Genomic DNA, 19,703 nt, shown 5'->3' on the forward strand with positions numbered 1-19,703 from the left:
TGCGTGGCGGACGTCAGCCGCTCGCCGTGTCGGCGGCACTCCCTCGGCGCCGCCCCCGCAAAAGCCGTGAAGGCCCCCTTGAGGGACTCTATGTCCCTCAAGGGGGCCTTCACGGAACTCCGGGGGAAGTGGGGCGCTCAGCCGCTCGCCGTGTCGCCGTGGCGGCTGCAGCGGGCCGTCCAGCCCAGCGGGCTCACCTGGACGACCAGGCGACGCGCGCAGTACGTGCAGAAGCGCGGGGGCTCCAGCGCCGTGCGCGGGTTGTGGCACGCCGGGTGGTCCGCGCCGCCCGGCGAGTCCTGTCCACAGTGGACGCAAAAGGCGGCGACCGCCTCAGAGGCTGTCACTGAGGGCCTTGATGGGCATCTTGAGCTCGTCCAGCATCTCCAGGTCGGCGCTGGCCGGGCGACCCAGGTTCGTCAGGTAGTTGCCGACGATGATCGCGTTGATGCCGCCCAGCATGCCCTGCTCGGCGCCGAGGTCACCCAGCGTCAGCTCGCGGCCGCCGGCGAAGCGCAGCATCGTGCGCGGCATCGCCAGGCGGAACGCCGCCACCGTCCGCAGCGCGTCCTTGCCCTCGACGATCTCGTAGTGCTCGTACGGCGTCCCGGGCTGCGGGATGAGGAAGTTCATCGGCACCTCGTGCGGGCTCAGCTCGGCCAGCTGCACGGCGAACTCCGCGCGCTGCTCGATCGTCTCCCCCATGCCGATGATCCCGCCGCAGCAGACCTCCATGCCCGCCGCGGCGACCATCCGCAGCGTGTCCGCGCGCTCTTCCCAGGTGTGCGACGTGACGACGGACGGGAAGTGCGACCGCGCCGTCTCGAGGTTGTGGTTGTAGCGGTGGACGCCCATCTCGACGAGCTCGTCGACCTGCTCCTGCGTGAGCATGCCCAGCGAGCAGGCGATCTGGATGTCGTTGCCGTCCTCGCGGATGGCCTTCACACCCTCGCGGACCTGCGAAAGCAGCCGCTTGTCGGGCCCGCGGACGGCGGCGACGATGCAGAACTCCGTCGCGCCGGTCTCGGCGGTCTGCCGGGCGGCCTTGACCAGGTTCGGGATGTCGAGCCACGCCGAGCGCACCGGCGTCGGGAAGCGGCCGGACTGGGAGCAGAAGTGGCAGTCCTCGGGGCAGCCGCCGGTCTTCAGGCTGATGATGCCCTCGACCTCGACCTCGGGGCCGCACCAGCGCATCCGCACCTCGTGCGCCAGGGCCAGCAGGTCGGGGAGCCGGTCGTCGGGCAGCCGCAGCAGCTCGAGGACCTCGGCCTCACCCAGGCCGACGCCGTTTTCGAGGACCTGCTCGCGCGCGTAGGCGAGGACATCGGTGTCCGGGACTGCGGTCACGGGCGTCTCCTTGGTCGTGGTGGAGCGGAAAGCGTCTCTCATCGTGCACGAAGCGCGGTCGAGGCGACAGCGACGCAGGTCACTTCTGGGCGGACGCCCGTCCGGTGAACAGCTCGGGGTCGAACTCGCCGCCGAACCACGGCGAGAGCCCGGCCCGCGCCGCCTCCAGGAACTCCTCGGGCGACGCGGTGCCCAGGCCGGCGGGCAGTACGCCCAGCAGCGGCGCCCCGGCCGCCACCGGCAGGTCTTCGAGGTTGGACAGCGCCGCGAGGTCCGGCTCGGCCGGCCAGGAACCGATGATCACCCCGGCGACGGTCAGCCCGCGTTTCGTGGCGACCTCGGCGGTCAGCGCGGTCGCGTTGAGCGTGCCCAGCCCGGCCTCGGCCACGATGATCACCAGCGAGCCGAGCGACCAGGCGACGTCGGCGAGGCTCGAGCCGGCGGCGTCGAACCGCACCAGCAGCCCGCCCGCACCCTCGATCAGGGTCAGGTCGTGGTCGGTGTCCAGGTCGGACGCCGCCCGCGCGATCTCGCCCGGGTCGAGCGTCGGCAGGCCGCTGCGGCGGGCGGCGGCCTCCGGCGACAACGGGTCGGGGTAGCGCCGCAGCTCGCGCGTGGTCACCTCGGGCCCGGCCAGGCGCACGACATCGGCGAGGTCACCGGGCTCGTCGGGGCCGAGACCGGTCTGCGCCGGTTTCAGCACCGCCACCCGCTGCCCGCCGGCCGCGGCCAGCGCCGCGATCGCCGCCGTGGAGATCGTCTTGCCGACCCCGGTCCCGGTCCCCGTCATCACCAGCATGGTCACGGACCATCAACTTAGTGACCCCCGCCCGGGCCGCGCAGCCCGGGCGGGGCGGGCGTCACGCCGGGCAGGTGGTGTCCGCCGCCGGGCGGACCCCCTCGGCGAGGTAGCGGGCGACCGCGGAGTTGGCGCAGGCGTTGGTGCCGAACAGGTACGCACGGTGCCCGCCCTGGTCGACGCTCAGCAGCCGGGCCCGCTGGCCCAGGGTGCGGCGCATCTCGACGCCGCCCGGGTAGTCGGTGCCGTTGTCGCGCAGGTTCTGCACCATGAGGATGTTCGACGGCCCGCGGTCGGTGATCCGCACCTGCGGCTCGGTCTTGTGCGCCGGCCAGAACGCGCAGGCCCAGACGTTCGCCGCGGCCGCGCCGAGCAGCGGGAACCGGGTCCGGTCCTGCGCCACGGCGTGCCGGTAGACGTCGACGTTCTTCGGCCAGCCGTCCATGTTGCAGACGATCGCCAGCAGCCCGGAGAAGTCGAAGCCGGGCGGCAGCGGCGGCCGCGCGATCGTGCCGTCGTCGGCCTGCTGCCAGACCTGCGCGAGCAGCGGGAACGTCGCGTCCGACTGGGTGAGGGCCTCGTTGATCCAGCGGAACGTGGCGCCGTCGACGGTTTCGATCGGCGTCTGGTCGAGCTTCGCGGCCAAGGCGAAGTACTTGGCCTTGACGGCTTCGGGCGTGCTGCCGAGGCCGTAGGTCGCGTTCTGCGACGCGGCCCAGGCGGCGAAGTCCGGGAAGTGCTTCTCGAAGCCCGAGGCGAACCGGCGCGACCAGGTGTAGTCGAGGCCGCCCGGGCCGGTCGAGCTGTCCAGCACCACCCGGTCGGTGCGCTGCGGGTACATCGTCGCGTAGGTCGCGCCGAGGAAGGCACCGAACGAGTAACCGAGGAAGGAGACCTTCGGCTCGCCCAGCGCCGACCGGATGCCGTCGAGGTCGCGGGCGACGTTCCGGACGGTGATGTAGGGCAGCAGGTGCGCCGACGGCGCGTCCGCGCAGCCCTGGGCGTTCTGGCGGGCGACCACGGCCTGGCTGTCGACGCCCGCGGGCGTCACGGCGTAGGCCGGCGGGATCATGAACGTCACGGGCAGGTTGCACGTCACCCGCGTGCTGTCGCCGGCGCCGCGAGGGTCGAACGCGATCAGGTCGTAGGCGTCGCGCACCGACTGCGGCAGGCCGAGGGCGACCAGCTGCAGCGGCAGCGAGAGCTGGGAATCACCCTGCGACCCCGGGTTCAGCAGGAGCACACCGCGGCGTTTGGCCGGGTCGGCGGCCGGCAGCCGCGAGAACGCGAGTGTGACCTGCTCCCCCGACGGCCGCGCGTAGTCCAGCGGCGCGCTGATCGTCGTGCACTGCAAGCCCTGCGTGGGCTCGGGCACCCCGGCGCAGGCCTGCCACGCGAGGGAAGTGCCGGCCGTCGAAGCGACGGCCGGCACGGCGGGAACCCCGGCGACCGTGGCCAGCACGGCCACGGCGAGCACCCGGAAACGTCTGGAAAGCGACATGCGTGGCCTACCCCTCGGCGCGGCCGGCGCCCGGGCCCAGTCCCGGGTGCCGGTGAACCGACCGAAGTTCGCACGCCGGACCGGGCCCCGGAACCGCCGTTCGGGCCAGTTCCGGCAACTGCGCACGGGAGAAGACGACAGCCGGGGCCCTCAGCCCTCCGGCACCACCGCCGCCCCGGCGAGGCGGAACGAGCGCGCGTCGCCGTCCAGCAGGTGCACCTGGGCGGCCCCGACGTCGAAGTACATCCCGGTCAGCTGCAGCTTCCCGGCCGCCTCGGCGGCGGCGACCTGCGGGTACTCCCGGAGGTGGTCGAGCTGCTGGAGCACGTTGAGCAGGGCCAGCCGGTCACCCTCGCGAGCCGGGCGGGCGCCGTCGACGGTGACCGGGCCCGACCGGCGGGCACTCGGCACGGCGTAGCGCAGCCACGTCTCCAGCGGCCCCGGCGGCGGCCCGTCGGCGAGCGCGGCCATCGCCCCGCAGCCGGAGTGGCCGCAGACGACGATCTCCTCGACACCGAGCACCCCCACCGCGTACTCGATCGACGCGTTCATCGACGGGTCGGCCTGCCCCGGCGGGACCAGATTGCCGATGTTGCGGATGGTGAACAGGTCACCGGGCCCGCTGGTGGTGATCAGGTTCGGCACGATCCGCGAGTCGCCGCAGGTGATGAACAGCGTCCGCGGCTTCTGGCCGTCGGCCAGCCCGGACAGCGTGTCCCGCAGCAGGGGCGCGGCCCGGCGGTGGAACTCCGTGGCGCCGCGACGGGTCTGCTGGGCGGGGATGTCGACGGCTTCCGCGGCCTGCCAGTCCGACCACGGCGCGAGCCACCGCGGCACGGCCTGGCTCGCGGCGAACCGCGACCGCGTCGGACGGCCGGCCTTGCCCTCGCCGAACCACGGGTGGCCGACCTCGTCGACGTCCACCGTGCCGCCGGCGCGTTCGTGCGCCTGCTGCCAGGTGGTGAGGCTTTCGAACGCGGCGTGGTCCAGGTAGTCGACGACCAGTTCCAGCCGCACCGGCACGCCGGCCGGGATGGCGCCGAGCACCTTGGACAGCCGCGGCACGGACAGGAACGTCAGGACGCCTTCGACGACGACGCGGTGGCGGTCGCCGTCGCTCTCGGTGTTTTCCCTTTCGACGTGGATGCCGGACCAGACGGTGCGCCGCAGCATGAGCACGAGCGCCAGCCCGATCCCGGCGAGCACGCCGGTGAGCAGGTCGAACACCACCACGCCGGCGAGGGTGAGCAGGTAGACCGGCAGATCGCCGTGCCTGAGCGCGGTCTTCATGTGGCCGGGGTTGACCAGCTTCGCGCCGACGTGCACCAGCAGCCCGGCCAGCGCGGCGAGCGGGATGTTCTGGATCAGCCCGGCGAGCAGGACGACGAACACCAGCACCCAGACGCCGTGCAGGATCGCCGACACGCGGGTCTTCGCCCCGGCGGCGACGTTGGTGGAGCTGCGGACGATGACGCCGGTGACGGGCAAGCCGCCCAGCGCCCCGGAGACCATGTTGGCCGCGCCCTGGCCGACCAGCTCGCGGTCGAGGTTGGCGCGCGGGCCGGTGTGCATGCGGTCGACGGCGACCGCCGAGAGCAGGCTCTCCACGCTGGCGATCAGGGCGATGGTGACGACGGCGAGCGCGAACCCGCCCCAGCCGCCGTCGGGCAGCTGCGGGACCAGGTGGACGTTCAGCAGGTCACCGGGCAGTTCGACGCGCGGCAGCGTCATCCCCGTGGCGACCGACGCCACGGTGGCGAACGCGATCGCCGCCAGCGGCCCGGGGACCCGCTGGACGGCCTTCGGCAGCCGCGGCCAGATCAGCAGGATCGCGATGGTGAGCAGGCCGATCACGGTGGCGGAGTCGTGGTGGGCGACGATCTGGCCCGGCAGCTCGGCTACGTTCTCCACGGCCGAGCTCTGGGCCTTGCCGCCGAGGATGACGTGCAGCTGGCCGAGCACGATCGTGACGCCGATGCCGGCCAGCATGCCGTGCACGATGGCCGGCGAGATGGCCAGCGCGGCACGCGCGATGCGGCTCAGCCCGAGAAGGATCTGGAGGGCGCCGGCGGCGACCGTGATCAGGCACGTGACGGCCCAGCCGAAGGTGCTGATGGTTTCGGCCATGATCACGGTCAGGCCCGCGGCGGGCCCGCTCACCTGGAGCGCGGAGCCGCCGAGCGCACCGGCGACGACCCCACCGACGACGGCGGCGATCAGGCCGGCGGCGACCGGCGCGCCCGAGGCGAGCGCGATGCCGAGGGAAAGCGGTACGGCGACGAGGAAAACGACCAGGGAGGCCGGCAGGTCGTGGCGGAGCACGGCGAGGGGTCTCATGATCACCATGCAACCGGAAATCGTGTGAAATGTCCGCTATGCGCCACCCGATCGAGTGAACAACTGGCCATATTTTGCCCGAATGACACAAATCGGACGCCCGGTTAACCCGCCGTTCACGCCCCGCCCGCCTGTCACGCGACAGTTGAACCCTTTACGACACAAGGGTTCCCGAGCGCCCCGATGTGGCCTTCGGTGCGTTGAATCAGCACTGCGGTGCGAAGCGCCTCCGTTGAGGGCGGTGGCGGGGGCATGGATCGAGCACCGAAGGCCACCGCGGGCGTGCTCGGCTCAGGACGTGACGGCGCCCGCCGGGACGAAGCCGCGGGCCGCGTCGTCCAGCAGGGACACCTGCGCGGCGCCGACGTCGAAGTACATCCCGGTCAGCCGGAGCCCGCCGCGCTCCAGGGCCGCGGCCACCACCGGGTAGCCGCGCAGGGTTTCCAGCTGCTGCACGACGTTCTGCAGCGCGAGCTGGTCCGCCTCGGCGGCGGGACGGCGTCCGCCCAGCAGCAGCGGCGCTTCCCGGCCGCGGCGCAGCAGCGTCGGCTCGCCGTGGCGCAACCAGGCGCCGAGCTGGTGCAGGCCGGGCGGCGCCTGGCCGAGCAGCGCCTTCATCGCGCCACAGCCCGAATGCCCGCAGACCACGATCTCGGCGACCCCGAGCACGCCGACGGCGTACTCGATCGCCGCGCCGACCGACGAGTCGGCGCCACCGTCCGCCGGCGGGACGAGGTTGCCGATGTTCCGCACCGTGAACAGGTCGCCCGGCCCGCTGGTGGTGATCAGGTTCGGCACGATCCGCGCGTCACCGCAGGTGATGAACAGGGTGTGCGGCTCCTGGCCGTCCGCCAGCCCGGTCCAGGTGTCGCGCAGCAGCGGCGCGGTGCGGCGCTGGAACTCCGACGCGCCGCGGCACAGCAGGGAGCTCGCGCTGCGCTGCACCGGCAGGGCGACGTGCTCGGCCTGCCACTCCGACCAGGGCGCCAGCCAGCGCGGCACCACCCGCGCGGCCAGGCCCCGGCGCACGGTCGGCGTGCCCGCACGGCCGCGTTCGAACCACGGGTGGCCGATCTCGTCGACCGTCACCGGCCCGGCGTGCGCCTGCTGCCAGCCGCGCAGGCAGTCGAACGCGGCGTGGTCCAGGTAGTCGACGAGCAGTTCCAGGGTGACCTCGGCGTGCGCGGGCACCTCGGCGAGCACCCGGGTCAGCCGGGGCACGGAGAGGAACGTCAGCGCGCCTTCGATGACGACGCGGTGGCTGTCACCGTGCCGTTCGACATGGATACCGGAGAAGATCATCCGCCGCAGCATCAGCGCGAGAGCCAGCAGTATCCCGGCCGCGACGCCGGTGAGGAGGTTGACCGCGACCGCGCCGGCGAGGGTGACGACGTACACCGGGAGGTCACCGTGGCGGCGGACGTCCTTGATCGCGGCCGGGTTGACCAGCTTCGTCCCGACGTACACCAGCAGCGCGGCGAGCGCGGCCAGCGGGATCAGCCGCAGCGTCCCGGTGAGCAGCAGGCAGGCGGCGAGGATCCAGACGCAGTGCAGGATCGCCGACATCCGGGTGCGCGCGCCGGCCTCGTAGTTGGTCATGCTGCGCACGACGACGCCGGTGACCGGGAACCCGCCGAGCGCGCCGGCCGCGACGTTCGCCATGCCCTGCCCGACCAGCTCGCGGTCGAGGTCGGTGCGCGCGCCGCCGCGGCGCTTGTCGACCGACACGGCGGACAGCAGGCTTTCGAGGCCGGCGATCAGCGCGATGGTGACGGCGGCGAGGGCGAACCCGCCCCAGCCGCCGTCGGGCAGCCGCGGCACGACGTGCAGCGACGGCAGCCCGGCCGGCAGATCGACGCGCGGCAGGGTCATGCCGGTCAGCACGGACAGCCCGGTGGCCAGGGCGATGGCGGCCAGCGGCGCGGGCACGCGGCGGACGGGCTTCGGCAGTCGCGGCCAGGCCAGCAGCACGCCGAGCGTGACGACGCCGATCAGCACGGCCTGGTCGTGGTGGGCGGCGATCTGCCGGGGCAGCGCGACGACGTTGGCGAGCGCGGAGCCCTGGGCGGTGCCGCCCAGGACGACGTGCAGCTGGCCGAGGACGATCGTGACGCCGATGCCGGCGAGCAGGCCGTGCACGATGGCCGGCGACACCGCGAGCGCGGCGCGAGCGGTGCGGGTCAGGCCGAAGAGGATCTGGAGCAGCCCGGCGGCGACGGTGATCGCGCAGGTGACGGGCCAGCCGTGGGTGGCGATCGTGTCGGCCAGCACCACGGTGAGAGCGGCGGACGGCCCGCTGACCTGCAGCGGCGACCCACCGAAGACGCTCGCGACCAGGCCGCCGACGACGGCGGAGACGAGGCCCGCGAGCACGGGAGCACCGGCGGCGAGCGCGATGCCGAGGGAAAGCGGTACGGCGACGAGGAAAACGACTATCGAGGCGGGCAGGTCGTGCTTGAGGTTCTGCTTCAGGTTGTCCAGCGGAGACGGCGGGCCGGTGTCGTGTTCACCACGAACGATCTCGATCATGGGGGCAGGATCGCCGAAAGCACGCGAAAAGTCTGCTATGCAAGCATTTCTCGCGTTTACACCGGTACGGGATCGGTGCCGCGCCGGGGACCTTTCACACTCGCCGCCTCCGCCGTTCGCGTGGTGTAGATCGAGGGTTTGCACGCAGAGCGACGATGAGGGACCTTCGGGTCTCGCTGTGCGCGCGGTCACACCCGATGTGCTGAAATCAAGCGTTTACAAACCCCGGGAGTCTCCCGCGGGTGATCACACCTTCTCCGCCACCGCCGAGATTCGCGCGATCACGACCCGACGACACACGCGCGCCCGCCCCGATGCCGAGGCCGGGTGCCTTCCCCACCGCCGGGTGCCCGGATCCGCGCCGGACGCAGCCGAATCAGTGCCAGCACGATCCTCGGCGGCACACGCGCGCGATCCGGAGCCGAGGCTCCGGCCACCCGAACGCCGGCCGCCGTAGCCGGATCGCGGAGGTGGCCGCACCACGGTCAGCGACCCCGAAGCGCCGACCCGCGCGACGTCACGCCTTCTCCGCCACCGCCAGCATCGCCCCGGTGATCACCGCGAGGTCCTCGTCGCCCGTCACGTACGGCGGCATCGCGTACACCAGGTCGCGGAACGGCCGCAGCCACGCGCCCCGCGTCGTCACGACCTCGGTCGCCACCGCCATGTCCACCGGGTGGTCGAGCTGCAGCACGCCGATCCCGCCGAGCACCCGGACGTCGATCACCGACGGGAGGTCGCGGGCCGGGGCGAGGCCGTCCAGCAGGCCCTTCTCCACGCGCGTCACGTCGGTCTTCCACGCGCCGTCCGCGAGCAGGCCGAGGGACGCGTTCGCCACCGCCGAGGCGAGCGGGTTGCCCATGAACGTCGGGCCGTGCGCGAGCACCGGCAGCGCGCCGCGCGAGATGCCGGCGGCGACTTCCGGCGTGCACAGCGTCGCGGCCATGCTCAGGTAGCCGCCGGTCAGCGCCTTGCCGAGGCACAGCACGTCCGGCGTCACCCCCGCGTGCTCCGCGGCGAACAGCGCGCCGGTGCGGCCGAACCCGGTGGCGATCTCGTCGAAGATCAGCAGCACGTCGTGCGCCTCGGTCAGTTCCCGCAGCGCGCGCAGGTAGGCGGGGTGGTGGAACCGCATCCCGCCGGCGCCCTGCACCACCGGCTCGACGATCACCGCGGCCAGTTCCCCGGCGTGCTGGGCGATCTCCGCCTCCAGGACGTCCACATAGGACTGGTCCGGCGGGGTGTCGAAGCCGGCCGGCGGCGCGGGCACGAAGACCTGCTCGGGCAGTACCCCGCGCCACAACGAGTGCATGCCGCCGTCGGGGTCGCAGACGCTCATCGGCGTGAACGTGTCACCGTGGTAGCCGCCGCGCCACGTGAGCAGCCGCCGCTTCTCCGGCAGGCCGCGGGAACGCTGGTACTGCAAGCACATCTTCGCCGCGACCTCGACCGAAACCGAGCCCGAGTCGCACAGGAAGACGTGCTCGAGCCCGTCCGGTGTCAGGTCGACCAGCGTCTTGGCGAGGGTGATCGCCGGCTCGTGCGTCAGGCCGCCGAACATCACGTGGCTCATCCGCCCGGCCTGCTCGGCGAGCGCGGCGTCGAGGGCCGGGTGCCGGTAGCCGTGGATCGCCGACCACCACGACGACATCCCGTCGACCAGCTCCCGGCCGTCCGCGAGTTTCAGCCGCACCCCGCTCGCCTCGGTCACCAGCAGCGAAGGCACCTTCGCGGGCATGGGCGCGTACGGGTGCCACACGTGCTGGGCGTCCAGGGCGAGCAGGTCGGCGGAGTCCATCCGCCGATTAAATCAGCGCAGCCGGACCGGAAGGGACTCCAGGCCGTGGATCAGGGAACTGGGCCGGTAGGCGAGCTCGTCCGGCTTCGCGTCCAGCTCGAGGTCCGGGAACCGCGCCAGCAGGCCGCCGAGCGCGATTTCGGCCTCCAGCCGGGCCAGCGGGGCCCCGACGCAGTAGTGGATGCCGTGGCCGAAGGCCAGGTGCCCGCCCGCGGCGCGCGTGACGTCGAGCTTGCCCGCCTCGGCGTAGCGCGCCTCGTCCCGGTTCGCGCCCAGCAGCGAGATCAGCACGAACTCGCCCTCCGGGATCGTCACGCCGCCCGCCTCGACCGGCGCCGTGGTGAACCGCAGGGTGGCCAGGTGGATCGGGCCGTCGAAGCGGAGGAACTCCTCGACGGCATTCGGCAGCAGCGACGGGTCTTCGCGCAGCAGGGCGAGCTGCGCCGGCTCGCGCAGCAGCGCCAGCACGCTGTTGGCGATCAGGTTGACGGTGGTCTCGTGCCCGGCGACCAGCAGCAGGAACGCCATCGACACCAGTTCGGGCTCGGACAGCGAGTCGCCGTCGTCGCTCGCGTGGACCAGGTCCGAGAGCAGGTCCTCGGCCGGCTCGGCGCGCTTCTGCGCGATCAGGCCGGTGAGGTAGCCGAACATGTTCTGCGCCGCGGCCTGCCCGGCCGCCGGCTCCGACGCGCTCAGCAGCGTCTTGGACCAGTCGGCGAACTCCGTGCGGTGCTCCGGCGCGACGCCGAGCAGCTCGCAGATCACCGTGATCGGCAGCGGCGCGGCGAAGGAGGGCAGCAGGTCGGCCCGCTCCCGCCCGGCCAGCGCGTCGAGCAGCTCGGCGGTGATCTCCTCGATCCGCGGCCGCAGCCGCGCCACGGTCCGGCCCGTGAACGCCTTGTTGACGAGCTTGCGCAGCCGCGAGTGGTCCGGCGGGTCCATGTTGAGCATGTGGTGGCCCAGCGACTCGCCGAAGCCACCCTGCGCGGCCACTTCGTCGGGCAGCTTGGCCTCGAACAGCGCGTGCGCGCGCACGTTGTCCTTCTGCAGCCGGGAATCGGCCAGCAGCGCGCGGGCCTGCGTGAAGTCCGTGACGATGTAGCAGGTCAGGCCCCGCGGCATCCGGACCAGGCGCGTGGGCCCGCCCGCGCGCAACAGTTCCGCGAACAAGTGCGCGTCCTGCGCGAAATCTTCGGCTACCTCGACCGTCGTCATACCCGTCCCCCAGGAAAATCGTCAGCGTTCGGCGAGCGCCGCCACCACCCGATCGGTGACGTCCTGCCAGTATGCCCGTTGTTCTTCGCGCTCTTCCGCGCCCGAAAGCCATTCCTGGTGGAACCGCAGCGTGGTCTTGGCCCCCGAGCCGCTCAGCCGCACCTGGACGGTGGAGTCGTGGTCCCAGTCCTGCGGCCGCCAGGTGAGCCGGACGCGGTCGCCCGCCACGAAGCTGCGGATCTCCCCGACGGTGCCGTTTTCGGTCTCGTACTCCGCGCCCGGCTCCCGCGGCAGGTCGACCCCGGGACCCAGCCAGATCGCGACGCCGTCCCGGCTGACCAGGAAGTCCCAGACCTCCGCCTCCGGGTACGGCAAGGTGCGGGAAACCCCTATGTTCCAACCGACATCGGCGGTCTTCCCCGTTGAAGAACCCAGTGAAGAAGTCATGCCCGCATCATCCCATCGGGGGACGACGAAAACCGTCCCCGGTCCGGGTGGAGGATCTGTACCCGTGCGCTACCGCCCGATTTCCCCCGCCGTTCTGGCCGAAGAGCTGACCGAGCGCATCGGCGCGCTCACGGAGCGCCCCCGGATCGCGGTCGCCGTCGACGGCGCGGACGGTGCGACGGAAACCACAGAACTCGCGGACGCCCTGGTCGAGCCGCTGCGCCTGCGCGGCCGCGCGGCCCTGCGCGTGTCCGCGCGCGACTTCCTGCGCCCCGCGTCGCTGCGCTTCGAACACGGCCGCACGAACCCCGACGCCCGCTACACCGACTGGCTCGACGTCGGTGCGCTGCGCCGCGAAGTGCTCGATCCCCTGGCCGGCGGCGGTTCCGGCGAGATCCTGCCGTCGCTGTGGGACGCCGGCCGCGACCGCGCGACCCGCGCCGCCCGCGTGCCGGTGCCCGAAGGCGGCGTCGTGATCCTCGACGGCGAGCTGCTGCTCGGCGCGGGCCTGGCCTTCGACCTGGCCGTGCACCTGTGGCTCTCCCCCGCCGCGCTGCGCCGCCGCGTGCCGGACGCCTGGGCGGTCCCGGCCTACGAACGCTACGAGGAGGAAGCGGACCCGAGCGCGCTGGCCGACGTCGTGGTCCGTGTCGACGACCCGCGGCACCCGGCGCTCTACACGCCCTGACGGGTCAGCGGACGGCGGCCACCGGGTCGCCGTCCAGCAGGCCCGACAGCCGGCCCGCCATGACGTCCCAGCGCCAGTTCCCGGTCACCCACGCGCGCCCCGCCTCGCCCATCCGGCGGGCCCGCACCGGGTCCGCGAGCAGGCTGGCGACGGTCTCCCCCAGCTGGTCGACGTCCCGGCCGTCGACGACGTGCCCGGTCACCTCGTCCAGCACGGCCTCGGGCGCGCCGCCGGAGTTGCCCGCGACCACCGGCAGGCCGGTCGCCGATGCTTCCAGGTAGACGATGCCGAGGCCCTCGACGTCGAGGCCCCGGCCGCGGGTGCGGGCCGGCATCGCGAAGACGTCCCCGGCCGTGTAGTGCGCGGGCAGCTCGGCCCACGGCACCGATCCGGTGATGACGACGTCGCGCTCGACGCCGCACTCGCGGACCAGCTCGGTCAGCCGCTTGCGGTACGGACCGCCGCCGACGATCAGCAGCGCCGCGCCGGGCACGCGTTCCTTCAGCTTCGGCATCGCGCGGATCAGCTGGTCCTGGCCCTTGCGCGGGACCAGCCGCGACACGCACACGACGGTCGGCCGGTCGCCGAGGCCGTGGCGGGCCCGGATCTCCGCGCGCGCGGCGGGATCCGGCCGGAACAGCTCGGTGTCCACACCGGACGGCAGCAGCTCCAGCCCGGCCATCGCGCCGAACGCGGCGGCGAACCGGCCGCGGGTGTAGCGGCTGACGTAGGTGACGACGTCCACGGTGTCGCCGATGCGCCGCAACGCCTGTCGCGAGCCCGGGAGCATGGACCAGCCGACTTCGTGGCCGTGCGTGGACGCCACGACGCGGCGCGCCCCGGCCTGGCGCAGCGAGTGTCCCAGCAGCGCCAGCGGCGCGGCGGCGCCGAACCAGACGGCTTCGCAGTCCCGCGCCCGCATGATCTCCTTCGCCCGGCGCAGCACGTCCGGCGTCGGCAGCATCAGCGACGTCGGGTGCCGGACGACCTCGAACGGCGCCTCGGCGTCGAACTCCTGGTGCGACCCCGTGCTCGACTCCCACGACGGCGCGTAGACGACCAGGTCGTCCGCCGGCAGCCGGGTCGCGAGGGAGTTCAGGTAGTTCTGGATCCCCCCGGGCCGCGGCGGGAAGTCGTTGGTCACGAGCAGGGTCTTGAGCACGCCCCTGAGGCTAGCGGCCTCCACCTCTTCGTTCGGGGGCCCGGGTGGCGAAGCCCCCGGCCCGAGGCGGAGCCTCGGATGACAGGACAGCGAAGGGGCGGCACCGCGTGTGCGGTACCGCCCCTTCACGAACTGCTCCGGGTCACGACGTCGGGCGTCGCGCTCCCGCGTACTGGCTCTGCAGCGGCGAGATCTTCACGACGTCACCGGTGTCGGGCGCGTGCACCATCTTGCCGTTGCCGACGTACATGCCGACGTGCGAAACGGGCGAGTAGTAGAACACGAGGTCGCCCGGCTGGAGCTGGTCCCGCGGCACCGCGGCGCCGAAGGTGGACTGCTCCCGGCTGGACCGGGGCAGGGTGATGCCGGCCTGCTTGTAGGCCCAGAGCATCAGGCCCGAGCAGTCGAACGTGCTCGGCCCGGTGGCACCCCAGACGTAGGCGCTGCCCAGCTTGCTCAGCGCGGCGTCCAGTGCGGCCTGGGCGTCCGCGGTCGGGGCCTTGAGACCCGGAGGCGCGGAGCCCGTGTCGCGCTGGGCCGCCTTGTCGAGCGCGCTCAGGCTCTTGTTGGCCGCCTTGAGCTGGTCGATCTGGTCGTTCAGCGTCTTCTGCTTGGCCTGGATGTCCGAGGTCAGCTTCGCCGCGGCGTCACGGGCGTCCGTCGCCCGCTTCGCGGCGTCGGTGGCCTTGTTCGTGGCGTCGGTGGCCTGCTGGACGGCGCCGCTGAGGTTGCCCATGGCGGCGTTCTTGTCGGTCGCGATGACCTCGAGGGCCGACGAGCGGTCCAGGAAGTCCTGCGTGGACGTGCCGGCCAGCAGCGCGGACAGCTTGTTCAGCTGGACACCGCTGGTGAACGACGCGCCGGCGAACTTGTCGACCTCGGTCTGGTACTTCTTCTCGTTCGTGCTCGCCGCGGCGGCCTGGTCCTTCGCCGCGTTGACGTCGGTGGTGGCCTTGTCGAGCTCACCCTGCTTGGCCTTCAGGTCGTCCTGGGCCTTGAGCAGGTCTTCGTTCAGCTTCTCGGCCTGTGCCGCGAGATCGCGGTACTGGGCGAGCGCGTCCGAACCGGTGGGCGGGGCTTGGAGAACGGGGATGGGGGCGGCGGTGGCCGTCGGCTGGGCCAAGGTGACGAGGGTGATCACCGAAGCCGCGGCGAGGGCACCTGACACCACGCGCCTGACTGGATGCGACTGCACGGTCGCGCGGGTCTCCTTTGCGTCTCGGCCGCCGAGGGGGACCGGCGCACGAAGAGGTCGGGGGTTCCTCTTCGCCGTTGTCCCGCCACCGCACGCGCTCTCCCCCATAAGGGAAAACCCGCGATGGTGGTTCCGGTTCCCAGCTTCCCGACAAAGCTGCGTCCGGCGGCGATCTCGCGTCGCCGCCTCATCGACGGTCATGGGCCACGAGATCTCGGACAGGTTACGAAAAGACCGCCACCACGTCCACCACCCCCGGGGCAAAAACTCTGCGTAGCGCCGCTAAACACCATCGGACCAGCACGGGAGAAAACATGTGATGGGCGTTACACGCTGGGGATATTCCCACCGCCGTTTCGACTACCGACCGTTCACCTGATCCGATCGACCACTCGGCGCGCCGACACGAAACGGCTGAGTCAGGCGGTGCGCAAAGCCGGTTCCTCGACCATTCGGAGCCGCGGCACCATCCCCGCCTCGGCCAGCGCGTCCACGGCGCGGCGCTCGTCGGCGTCCCACACCACGGCGGGTGGCGCGCCGAGCAGAACGGTCACCACACAATCGTGGCAGGAGATGCCGCGCACGACGCAGCGGTCGCAATCGACCACGACGCCTTCGATGTCGGAAACGGAAAGGTGCGAGACGTCCACTTCGGACAACTCCGGGGTGCCGGTCATGTGGTCCTCCTCACGTCGGGAACTGCTGCCCCGCACGTTAGGCGGCACCACCGACAGTTTCCGGGGCTCAGATCCGCCACAGCGGCTCCGATTCACCCGATCGGGTCCCTACGACGCCGTCGGCTCGAACTCGGCTGAGACGGCTTCCCAGCACCGCGGAGGGCTTCCGGCGCACGACCCGCGCGACCGCGCGCCGGCGCCATCTCGCCACCACTGCCTCAAGCGATTGAATGCCCGGCCCCGCGCGCGACCGGTGTCGGCCTGCCGAGGCGCGGAAAGCGTCAGACCCGGCTGAGCCGGCTCACGAGCACCGCGGACGGCGTCGGGTGCGCCCCGCCGCCGCGCACCGAGTCCGCGACCGCGCGATCCGACGTCGCGACCACCATCGGCCGGCCCGCGGGCTCGGCCGCGACGATGTTGCGGATGACGTCGTCGGCCAGCACGCCGCGGTCGGAGAACAGCACCCGGACCCCGCGGGGCACCGAGGCAGGGACCGACAGCACGCCGGCGCCGTCGAAGACCACCGTGACCTCGGCGGAGGTCCGCGCGGCCAGCGCGGAGAGCTGGTGGATCAGCCGGTCGCGCTGGTCGGCCAGGGCGAGCTCGGGATAGCCGGTCTTGGTGACGTTGTAGCCGTCGACGATCAGGTGCACGTTGGGCAGCGCGAGGTAGCGGTCCAACGTGGACACGTCGGCGATCTTGCCGCCCTGGCCCAGGCCGGAGCTCGCGCCGCGGACCATGTCCGCCGGCCGGGCCCCGCGGGCGCCGAGGGCCAGCTCGCGGCGCAGGCCGTTGACCGCGCCGTCGATCGTGTCGACGAGCAGGGCCAGCCGCACTTCATCGGCTTCGCGGGCTTCGCGGGCCGACTGCCGGGCGATGTCGGCGTCGGCGACGGCTCGTTCGGCGCGGGCGCGTTCGTTCGCGACGCGCTGGCGTTCCCGCGCGAGCTGGGCGGTGAGGGCGGCGACCTCCTTGGCCCGCGCCGAGGAATCGCGTTCGGCGTCCACGGAGGCCGATTCGGCCGCGTCCTTGGCCTGCCGCAGCTGCACGCCTTGCTCGCGAAGCCTCTTCAGGAGCTTCTCGACCTCGCCTTCGCGCTCGCCGCGGACGCTCTCGGCGGCCAGCTTCGCGTCGGCGAGCTCGGCCCGGACCTGCACGAGCTCGGTTTCGAGCCGCTGGGTACGGGCCAGGGCCGCGTCCCGCTCCGCGCGCAGGACGTTCTCCTCGGCGTTCTTCGCGACCAGCCGGACCCGGCCCGCGGCCCCGGACTCGCCGAGCAGGACGGCGGCGGCCGCCCCGGCGACCGAGTCGACGGCGTTGGGGTCGAGGGCGTCGGTCCGGTGCTCGCGCAGCCATTCGATGACGGCGGTGCGGAACTGGGACGACTCGCCCAGCGCGGTCAGCAGGGCGGCGCCGCCGAGCTTCGCGCGCTTGGCCGGCGCGAACTTGGCCACGGGCCGCAGCTGCCGGGGCACGTCGGTGTTCGGCAGCTTGGCCACGGCGGCCGCGGCGAGCTCGGCGATCCGGTCGCGGACCGGCTCTGGCAGGGCGGGCCAGGTGGCGGGTTCGGGCCGCTCCCCCGCGTCGTCGGCCGGCTCGGGGCGCGGCGCGACACCCGCGGGACCGGTGTGGTCCCCGGGCGGCTCCGGCACGAGCGGCTGCGGGTGCATCGCTCCAGGGTAGGCCCCACCCCCGGATCCCGCGTCGCACGCCATGCGAACCCCCGGTGACCGGCCGGTCGCCGAAAATTGTCGGGGGTGGCATCTAGGGTCTGCGGCCATGCGTCCGGTCCAGGCACAGCTCGCGTTCGACGAGCTCGGAACCCCGTTGCGGGACACCACTTTCGTCGTGTTCGACCTCGAGACGACCGGGGCGGCACCCGGCCCGAACGGGATCACCGAGATCGGCGCGGTGAAGGTGCGCGCGGGCGAGGTGCTGGGCGAGTTCGCGACCCTCGTGAACCCGGGGACGCCGATCCCGCCGCAGATCGTCTCGCTGACGGGCATCACCCACGCGATGGTCTACGACGCGCCGCCGATCGAGGAGGTGCTGCCGGCGTTCCTGGAGTTCATCGGCGGGTCGGTGCTGGTGGCGCACAACTCGGGCTTCGACACGTCGCACATGCGCGCGGCCTGCGAAGGGCACGGGTACGTCTGGCCGAAGGCGACCGTGGTGTGCACCGTCCGGCTGGCCCGGCGGGTCGTCCCGCGTGACGAGGTGGGCCGCTACAACCTCACGGCGCTGGCGCTGCTGTTCGGGGCGCGCACGCGGCCGACGCACCGCGCTCTCGACGACGCGCGCGCCACCGTCGACGTGCTGCACGGCCTGCTGGAGCGCGTCGGCAACCTGGGCGTCCACTCGCTCGAAGAGCTGATGGGGTACCTGCCCGAGGTCACGGTGGCCCAGCGCGCGAAGCGGCACCTGGCGGCGGACCTGCCGGCCGCGCCGGGCGTCTACCTGTTCCGGGGGCCGAAGGAGGAGGTCCTGTACGTCGGCACGGCGAAGGACCTGCGGCGGCGGGTGCGGACGTACTTCACCGGCTCGGAGGGGCGCAGCCGGATCCGGGAGATGGTCGCGCTGGCCGAGCGCGTCGACCACGTCGTCTGCGCGCACTCCCTGGAGGCCGAGGTGCGGGAGCTGCGGCTGATCGGCGCGCACCGGCCGGCGTACAACCGGCGGTCGAAGAACCGGCACCAGGGCTGGTGGGTCGGCCTGACCGACGAGGCGTTCCCGCGACTGTCGGTGGTGCGGCTGCCGCGCCCGGGGGTGCTGGGCCCGTTCCGCAACCAGGCCGACGCCCGCACGACGGCGGACACCCTGGCCGGCGCCTCGGGGCTGCGCACGTGCACCCAGCGGATCTCGCCGAAGGCCCCGAGCGGCACCCCGTGCGTCCTGGCCGAGCTGGGCCGCTGCGGAGCGCCGTGCGCCGGCCGCCAGAGCGTCGAGGCGTACGGCCCGGCGGTCGAGTCGGTCTCGGGGCTGATCGCGGGCCTCGACGGCGCCCCGCTGCGAGCCGCGGCGGCCCAGCTGGAGCGGCTGGCGGACGCCCAGCACTACGAGCAGGCGGCCCGCCACCGCGACGAGCTGGCCGGTCTGATCCGCGTCCTGGGCCGAGCCCACCGCCAGGCCGCGCTGGCCTCGATCGGCGAACTGATCGCGGCGGGCCCGGACGGCGCGGGCGGCTGGGAGCTGTCGGTGATCCGCTACGGCCGGCTGGCCTCGGCGGGCGTCGCCCGCCGAGGGGTGCCGCCGATGCCGGTGGTGGAGGCGTTGGTGGCCTCGGCGGAGACGGTGCTGCCGGACCCGGGCCCCCTGCACGGCGCGCCCCCGGAGGAGGTGGGCGTGCTGCTGAGGTGGCTGGCCCGCCCGGGAGTCCGGCTGGTCCGGACGACCCGCCCCTGGGCCGAGCCGGCGACGGTGGCCGGCTGGCGAGGGTGGCTGGACCTGGTGACGGAAGCGCATTCCCTGGAACACGTCGGCTGAGGCACCGCGGCCCACGCCTCCGGCCGGCGAGCGCACTCGCCCGGCCGGAGATGAGCTGCGGCCGGCTCCCAGCGTCGTGGCTGCTCGGACACCGGCGCGCAGCTCGGCGAATTGTCCGCCGCCCGCTTTTGGCCGAGGCGGCCACCGGCGCGGTGGCCTGGCCCGCCGCGTTGTTCACCCGCGCGAAAGGCGAAGGGCTATCGATCGAGCGGCCGCCGCAAGTGAGGGGCTACCGACCGAGCGGGCTGCGGCGGGTACGGCCCCCCAAGGGGCACCGACCGAGCGGGTCCAGCGATCCCGAGGACAGCCGCCCCGCCAAGCCGACCCTCGCTACCGCCCTCCCAAGAGGGTAGGGACCAAACAGTGCGGCGCCCCCAGCCCACCAGCGGTCGCCGACCTCCCACCCGATCTCGCCACCGGCGCCGCCCGGGCCCCTGCCCTCCCAAGCGGTACGGACCGAGCGGGTCCAGCTAGCCCAGCCCCGAGCCGGCGCCCTCCCGAGGGGTACCGACCAACAGCACAGCG

15 protein-coding genes are annotated in these 19,703 nt (G+C 73.1%); 2 read left to right on the plus strand and 13 right to left on the minus strand.

The window, feature by feature from the left end; all coding sequences use genetic code 11:
• Window positions 1-137: 137 nt before the first annotated feature.
• The 9 genes from bsaP to OG494_RS25565 all read right to left on the minus strand — a co-directional run bounded on the left by bsaP (window position 138) and on the right by OG494_RS25565 (window position 11,973).
• Window positions 138-347, minus strand: a complete 210-nt coding sequence (gene bsaP / locus OG494_RS25525; RefSeq protein ID WP_328443041.1) for a biotin synthase auxiliary protein BsaP — start codon at window positions 345-347, stop codon at window positions 138-140.
• Window positions 334-1,347 (minus strand): biotin synthase BioB, encoded by a 1,014-nt coding sequence (gene bioB, locus OG494_RS25530; RefSeq protein ID WP_326955073.1) that lies wholly within the window; start codon window positions 1,345-1,347, stop codon window positions 334-336. The genes bsaP and bioB overlap by 14 nt, the downstream gene beginning before the upstream one ends.
• A 79-nt stretch (window positions 1,348-1,426) precedes the next feature.
• Window positions 1,427-2,152 carry a dethiobiotin synthase gene (gene bioD / locus OG494_RS25535; protein ID WP_328443042.1) on the minus strand — a complete coding sequence of 242 codons (726 nt, stop codon included), beginning with the start codon at window positions 2,150-2,152 and terminating at the stop codon, window positions 1,427-1,429.
• Window positions 2,153-2,207: 55 nt separating this feature from the next.
• Window positions 2,208-3,647 carry an alpha/beta hydrolase gene (locus tag OG494_RS25540; RefSeq protein WP_328443043.1) on the minus strand — a complete coding sequence of 480 codons (1,440 nt, stop codon included), beginning with the start codon at window positions 3,645-3,647 and terminating at the stop codon, window positions 2,208-2,210.
• Between the two features lie 150 nt (window positions 3,648-3,797).
• Window positions 3,798-5,993: a bifunctional SulP family inorganic anion transporter/carbonic anhydrase gene (locus OG494_RS25545; RefSeq protein ID WP_328443044.1), complete on the minus strand. Its 2,196-nt coding sequence runs from the start codon at window positions 5,991-5,993 to the stop codon at window positions 3,798-3,800.
• A 282-nt stretch (window positions 5,994-6,275) separates the two neighbouring features.
• Window positions 6,276-8,513: a bifunctional SulP family inorganic anion transporter/carbonic anhydrase gene (locus tag OG494_RS25550; RefSeq protein WP_328443045.1), complete on the minus strand. Its 2,238-nt coding sequence runs from the start codon at window positions 8,511-8,513 to the stop codon at window positions 6,276-6,278.
• Between the two features lie 517 nt (window positions 8,514-9,030).
• Complete coding sequence (locus OG494_RS25555) at window positions 9,031-10,311, minus strand: adenosylmethionine--8-amino-7-oxononanoate transaminase (RefSeq protein ID WP_328443046.1); 1,281 nt, start codon at window positions 10,309-10,311, stop codon at window positions 9,031-9,033.
• A 12-nt stretch (window positions 10,312-10,323) separates the two neighbouring features.
• Window positions 10,324-11,526 carry a cytochrome P450 family protein gene (locus OG494_RS25560; protein ID WP_328443047.1) on the minus strand — a complete coding sequence of 401 codons (1,203 nt, stop codon included), beginning with the start codon at window positions 11,524-11,526 and terminating at the stop codon, window positions 10,324-10,326.
• A 21-nt stretch (window positions 11,527-11,547) separates the two neighbouring features.
• Window positions 11,548-11,973, minus strand: coding sequence for an SRPBCC family protein (locus OG494_RS25565; protein WP_442874274.1), 426 nt, complete (start codon window positions 11,971-11,973; stop codon window positions 11,548-11,550).
• 64 nt (window positions 11,974-12,037) lie between these two features.
• On the opposite strand from OG494_RS25565, the gene OG494_RS25570 reads away from it, so the two are divergent.
• On the plus strand, window positions 12,038-12,661 hold the full coding sequence (locus tag OG494_RS25570; protein WP_328443049.1) for a uridine kinase: 624 nt from the start codon (window positions 12,038-12,040) through the stop codon (window positions 12,659-12,661).
• 4 nt (window positions 12,662-12,665) lie between these two features.
• On the opposite strand, the gene OG494_RS25575 is transcribed toward OG494_RS25570, so the two are convergent.
• From OG494_RS25575 to OG494_RS25590, 4 genes are all read right to left on the minus strand, one after another.
• The gene (locus OG494_RS25575) at window positions 12,666-13,823 is read right to left on the minus strand and encodes a glycosyltransferase family 4 protein (protein WP_328443050.1); all 1,158 of its coding nucleotides are present in this window, start codon (window positions 13,821-13,823) and stop codon (window positions 12,666-12,668) included.
• A 142-nt stretch (window positions 13,824-13,965) separates the two neighbouring features.
• On the minus strand, window positions 13,966-15,018 hold the full coding sequence (locus tag OG494_RS25580) for a C40 family peptidase (RefSeq protein WP_328443051.1): 1,053 nt from the start codon (window positions 15,016-15,018) through the stop codon (window positions 13,966-13,968).
• Window positions 15,019-15,437: 419 nt separating this feature from the next.
• Window positions 15,438-15,695, minus strand: a complete 258-nt coding sequence (locus OG494_RS25585; protein ID WP_328443052.1) for a hypothetical protein — start codon at window positions 15,693-15,695, stop codon at window positions 15,438-15,440.
• Between the two features lie 281 nt (window positions 15,696-15,976).
• Window positions 15,977-17,365, minus strand: a complete 1,389-nt coding sequence (locus OG494_RS25590) for an NYN domain-containing protein (protein ID WP_328443053.1) — start codon at window positions 17,363-17,365, stop codon at window positions 15,977-15,979.
• Window positions 17,366-17,474: 109 nt separating this feature from the next.
• Here OG494_RS25590 and OG494_RS25595 point away from each other — a divergent pair, with 109 nt between their 5' ends.
• Window positions 17,475-19,178, plus strand: a complete 1,704-nt coding sequence (locus OG494_RS25595) for a DEDD exonuclease domain-containing protein (protein WP_328443054.1) — start codon at window positions 17,475-17,477, stop codon at window positions 19,176-19,178.
• The last annotated feature ends 525 nt before the right edge of the window (window positions 19,179-19,703 follow it).

Source organism: Amycolatopsis sp. NBC_00438 (genome assembly GCF_036026695.1).
Taxonomy (GTDB): Bacteria; Actinomycetota; Actinomycetes; order Mycobacteriales; family Pseudonocardiaceae; genus Amycolatopsis.

Bases quoted from the DNA above. Each gene is read 5' to 3' on its own strand.
- OG494_RS25540 (WP_328443043.1), bottom strand. From the start codon at position 3,647: ATGTCGCTTTCCAGACGTTTCCGGGTGCTCGCCGTGGCCGTGCTGGCC.
- OG494_RS25545 (WP_328443044.1), bottom strand. From the start codon at position 5,993: ATGGTGATCATGAGACCCCTCGCCGTGCTCCGCCACGACCTGCCGGCC.
- OG494_RS25550 (WP_328443045.1), bottom strand. From the start codon at position 8,513: ATGATCGAGATCGTTCGTGGTGAACACGACACCGGCCCGCCGTCTCCG.
- OG494_RS25555 (WP_328443046.1), bottom strand. From the start codon at position 10,311: ATGGACTCCGCCGACCTGCTCGCCCTGGACGCCCAGCACGTGTGGCAC.
- OG494_RS25560 (WP_328443047.1), bottom strand. From the start codon at position 11,526: ATGACGACGGTCGAGGTAGCCGAAGATTTCGCGCAGGACGCGCACTTG.
- OG494_RS25565 (WP_442874274.1), bottom strand. From the start codon at position 11,973: ATGACTTCTTCACTGGGTTCTTCAACGGGGAAGACCGCCGATGTCGGT.
- OG494_RS25585 (WP_328443052.1), bottom strand. From the start codon at position 15,695: ATGACCGGCACCCCGGAGTTGTCCGAAGTGGACGTCTCGCACCTTTCC.
- OG494_RS25590 (WP_328443053.1), bottom strand. From the start codon at position 17,365: ATGCACCCGCAGCCGCTCGTGCCGGAGCCGCCCGGGGACCACACCGGT.
- OG494_RS25595 (WP_328443054.1), top strand. From the start codon at position 17,475: ATGCGTCCGGTCCAGGCACAGCTCGCGTTCGACGAGCTCGGAACCCCG.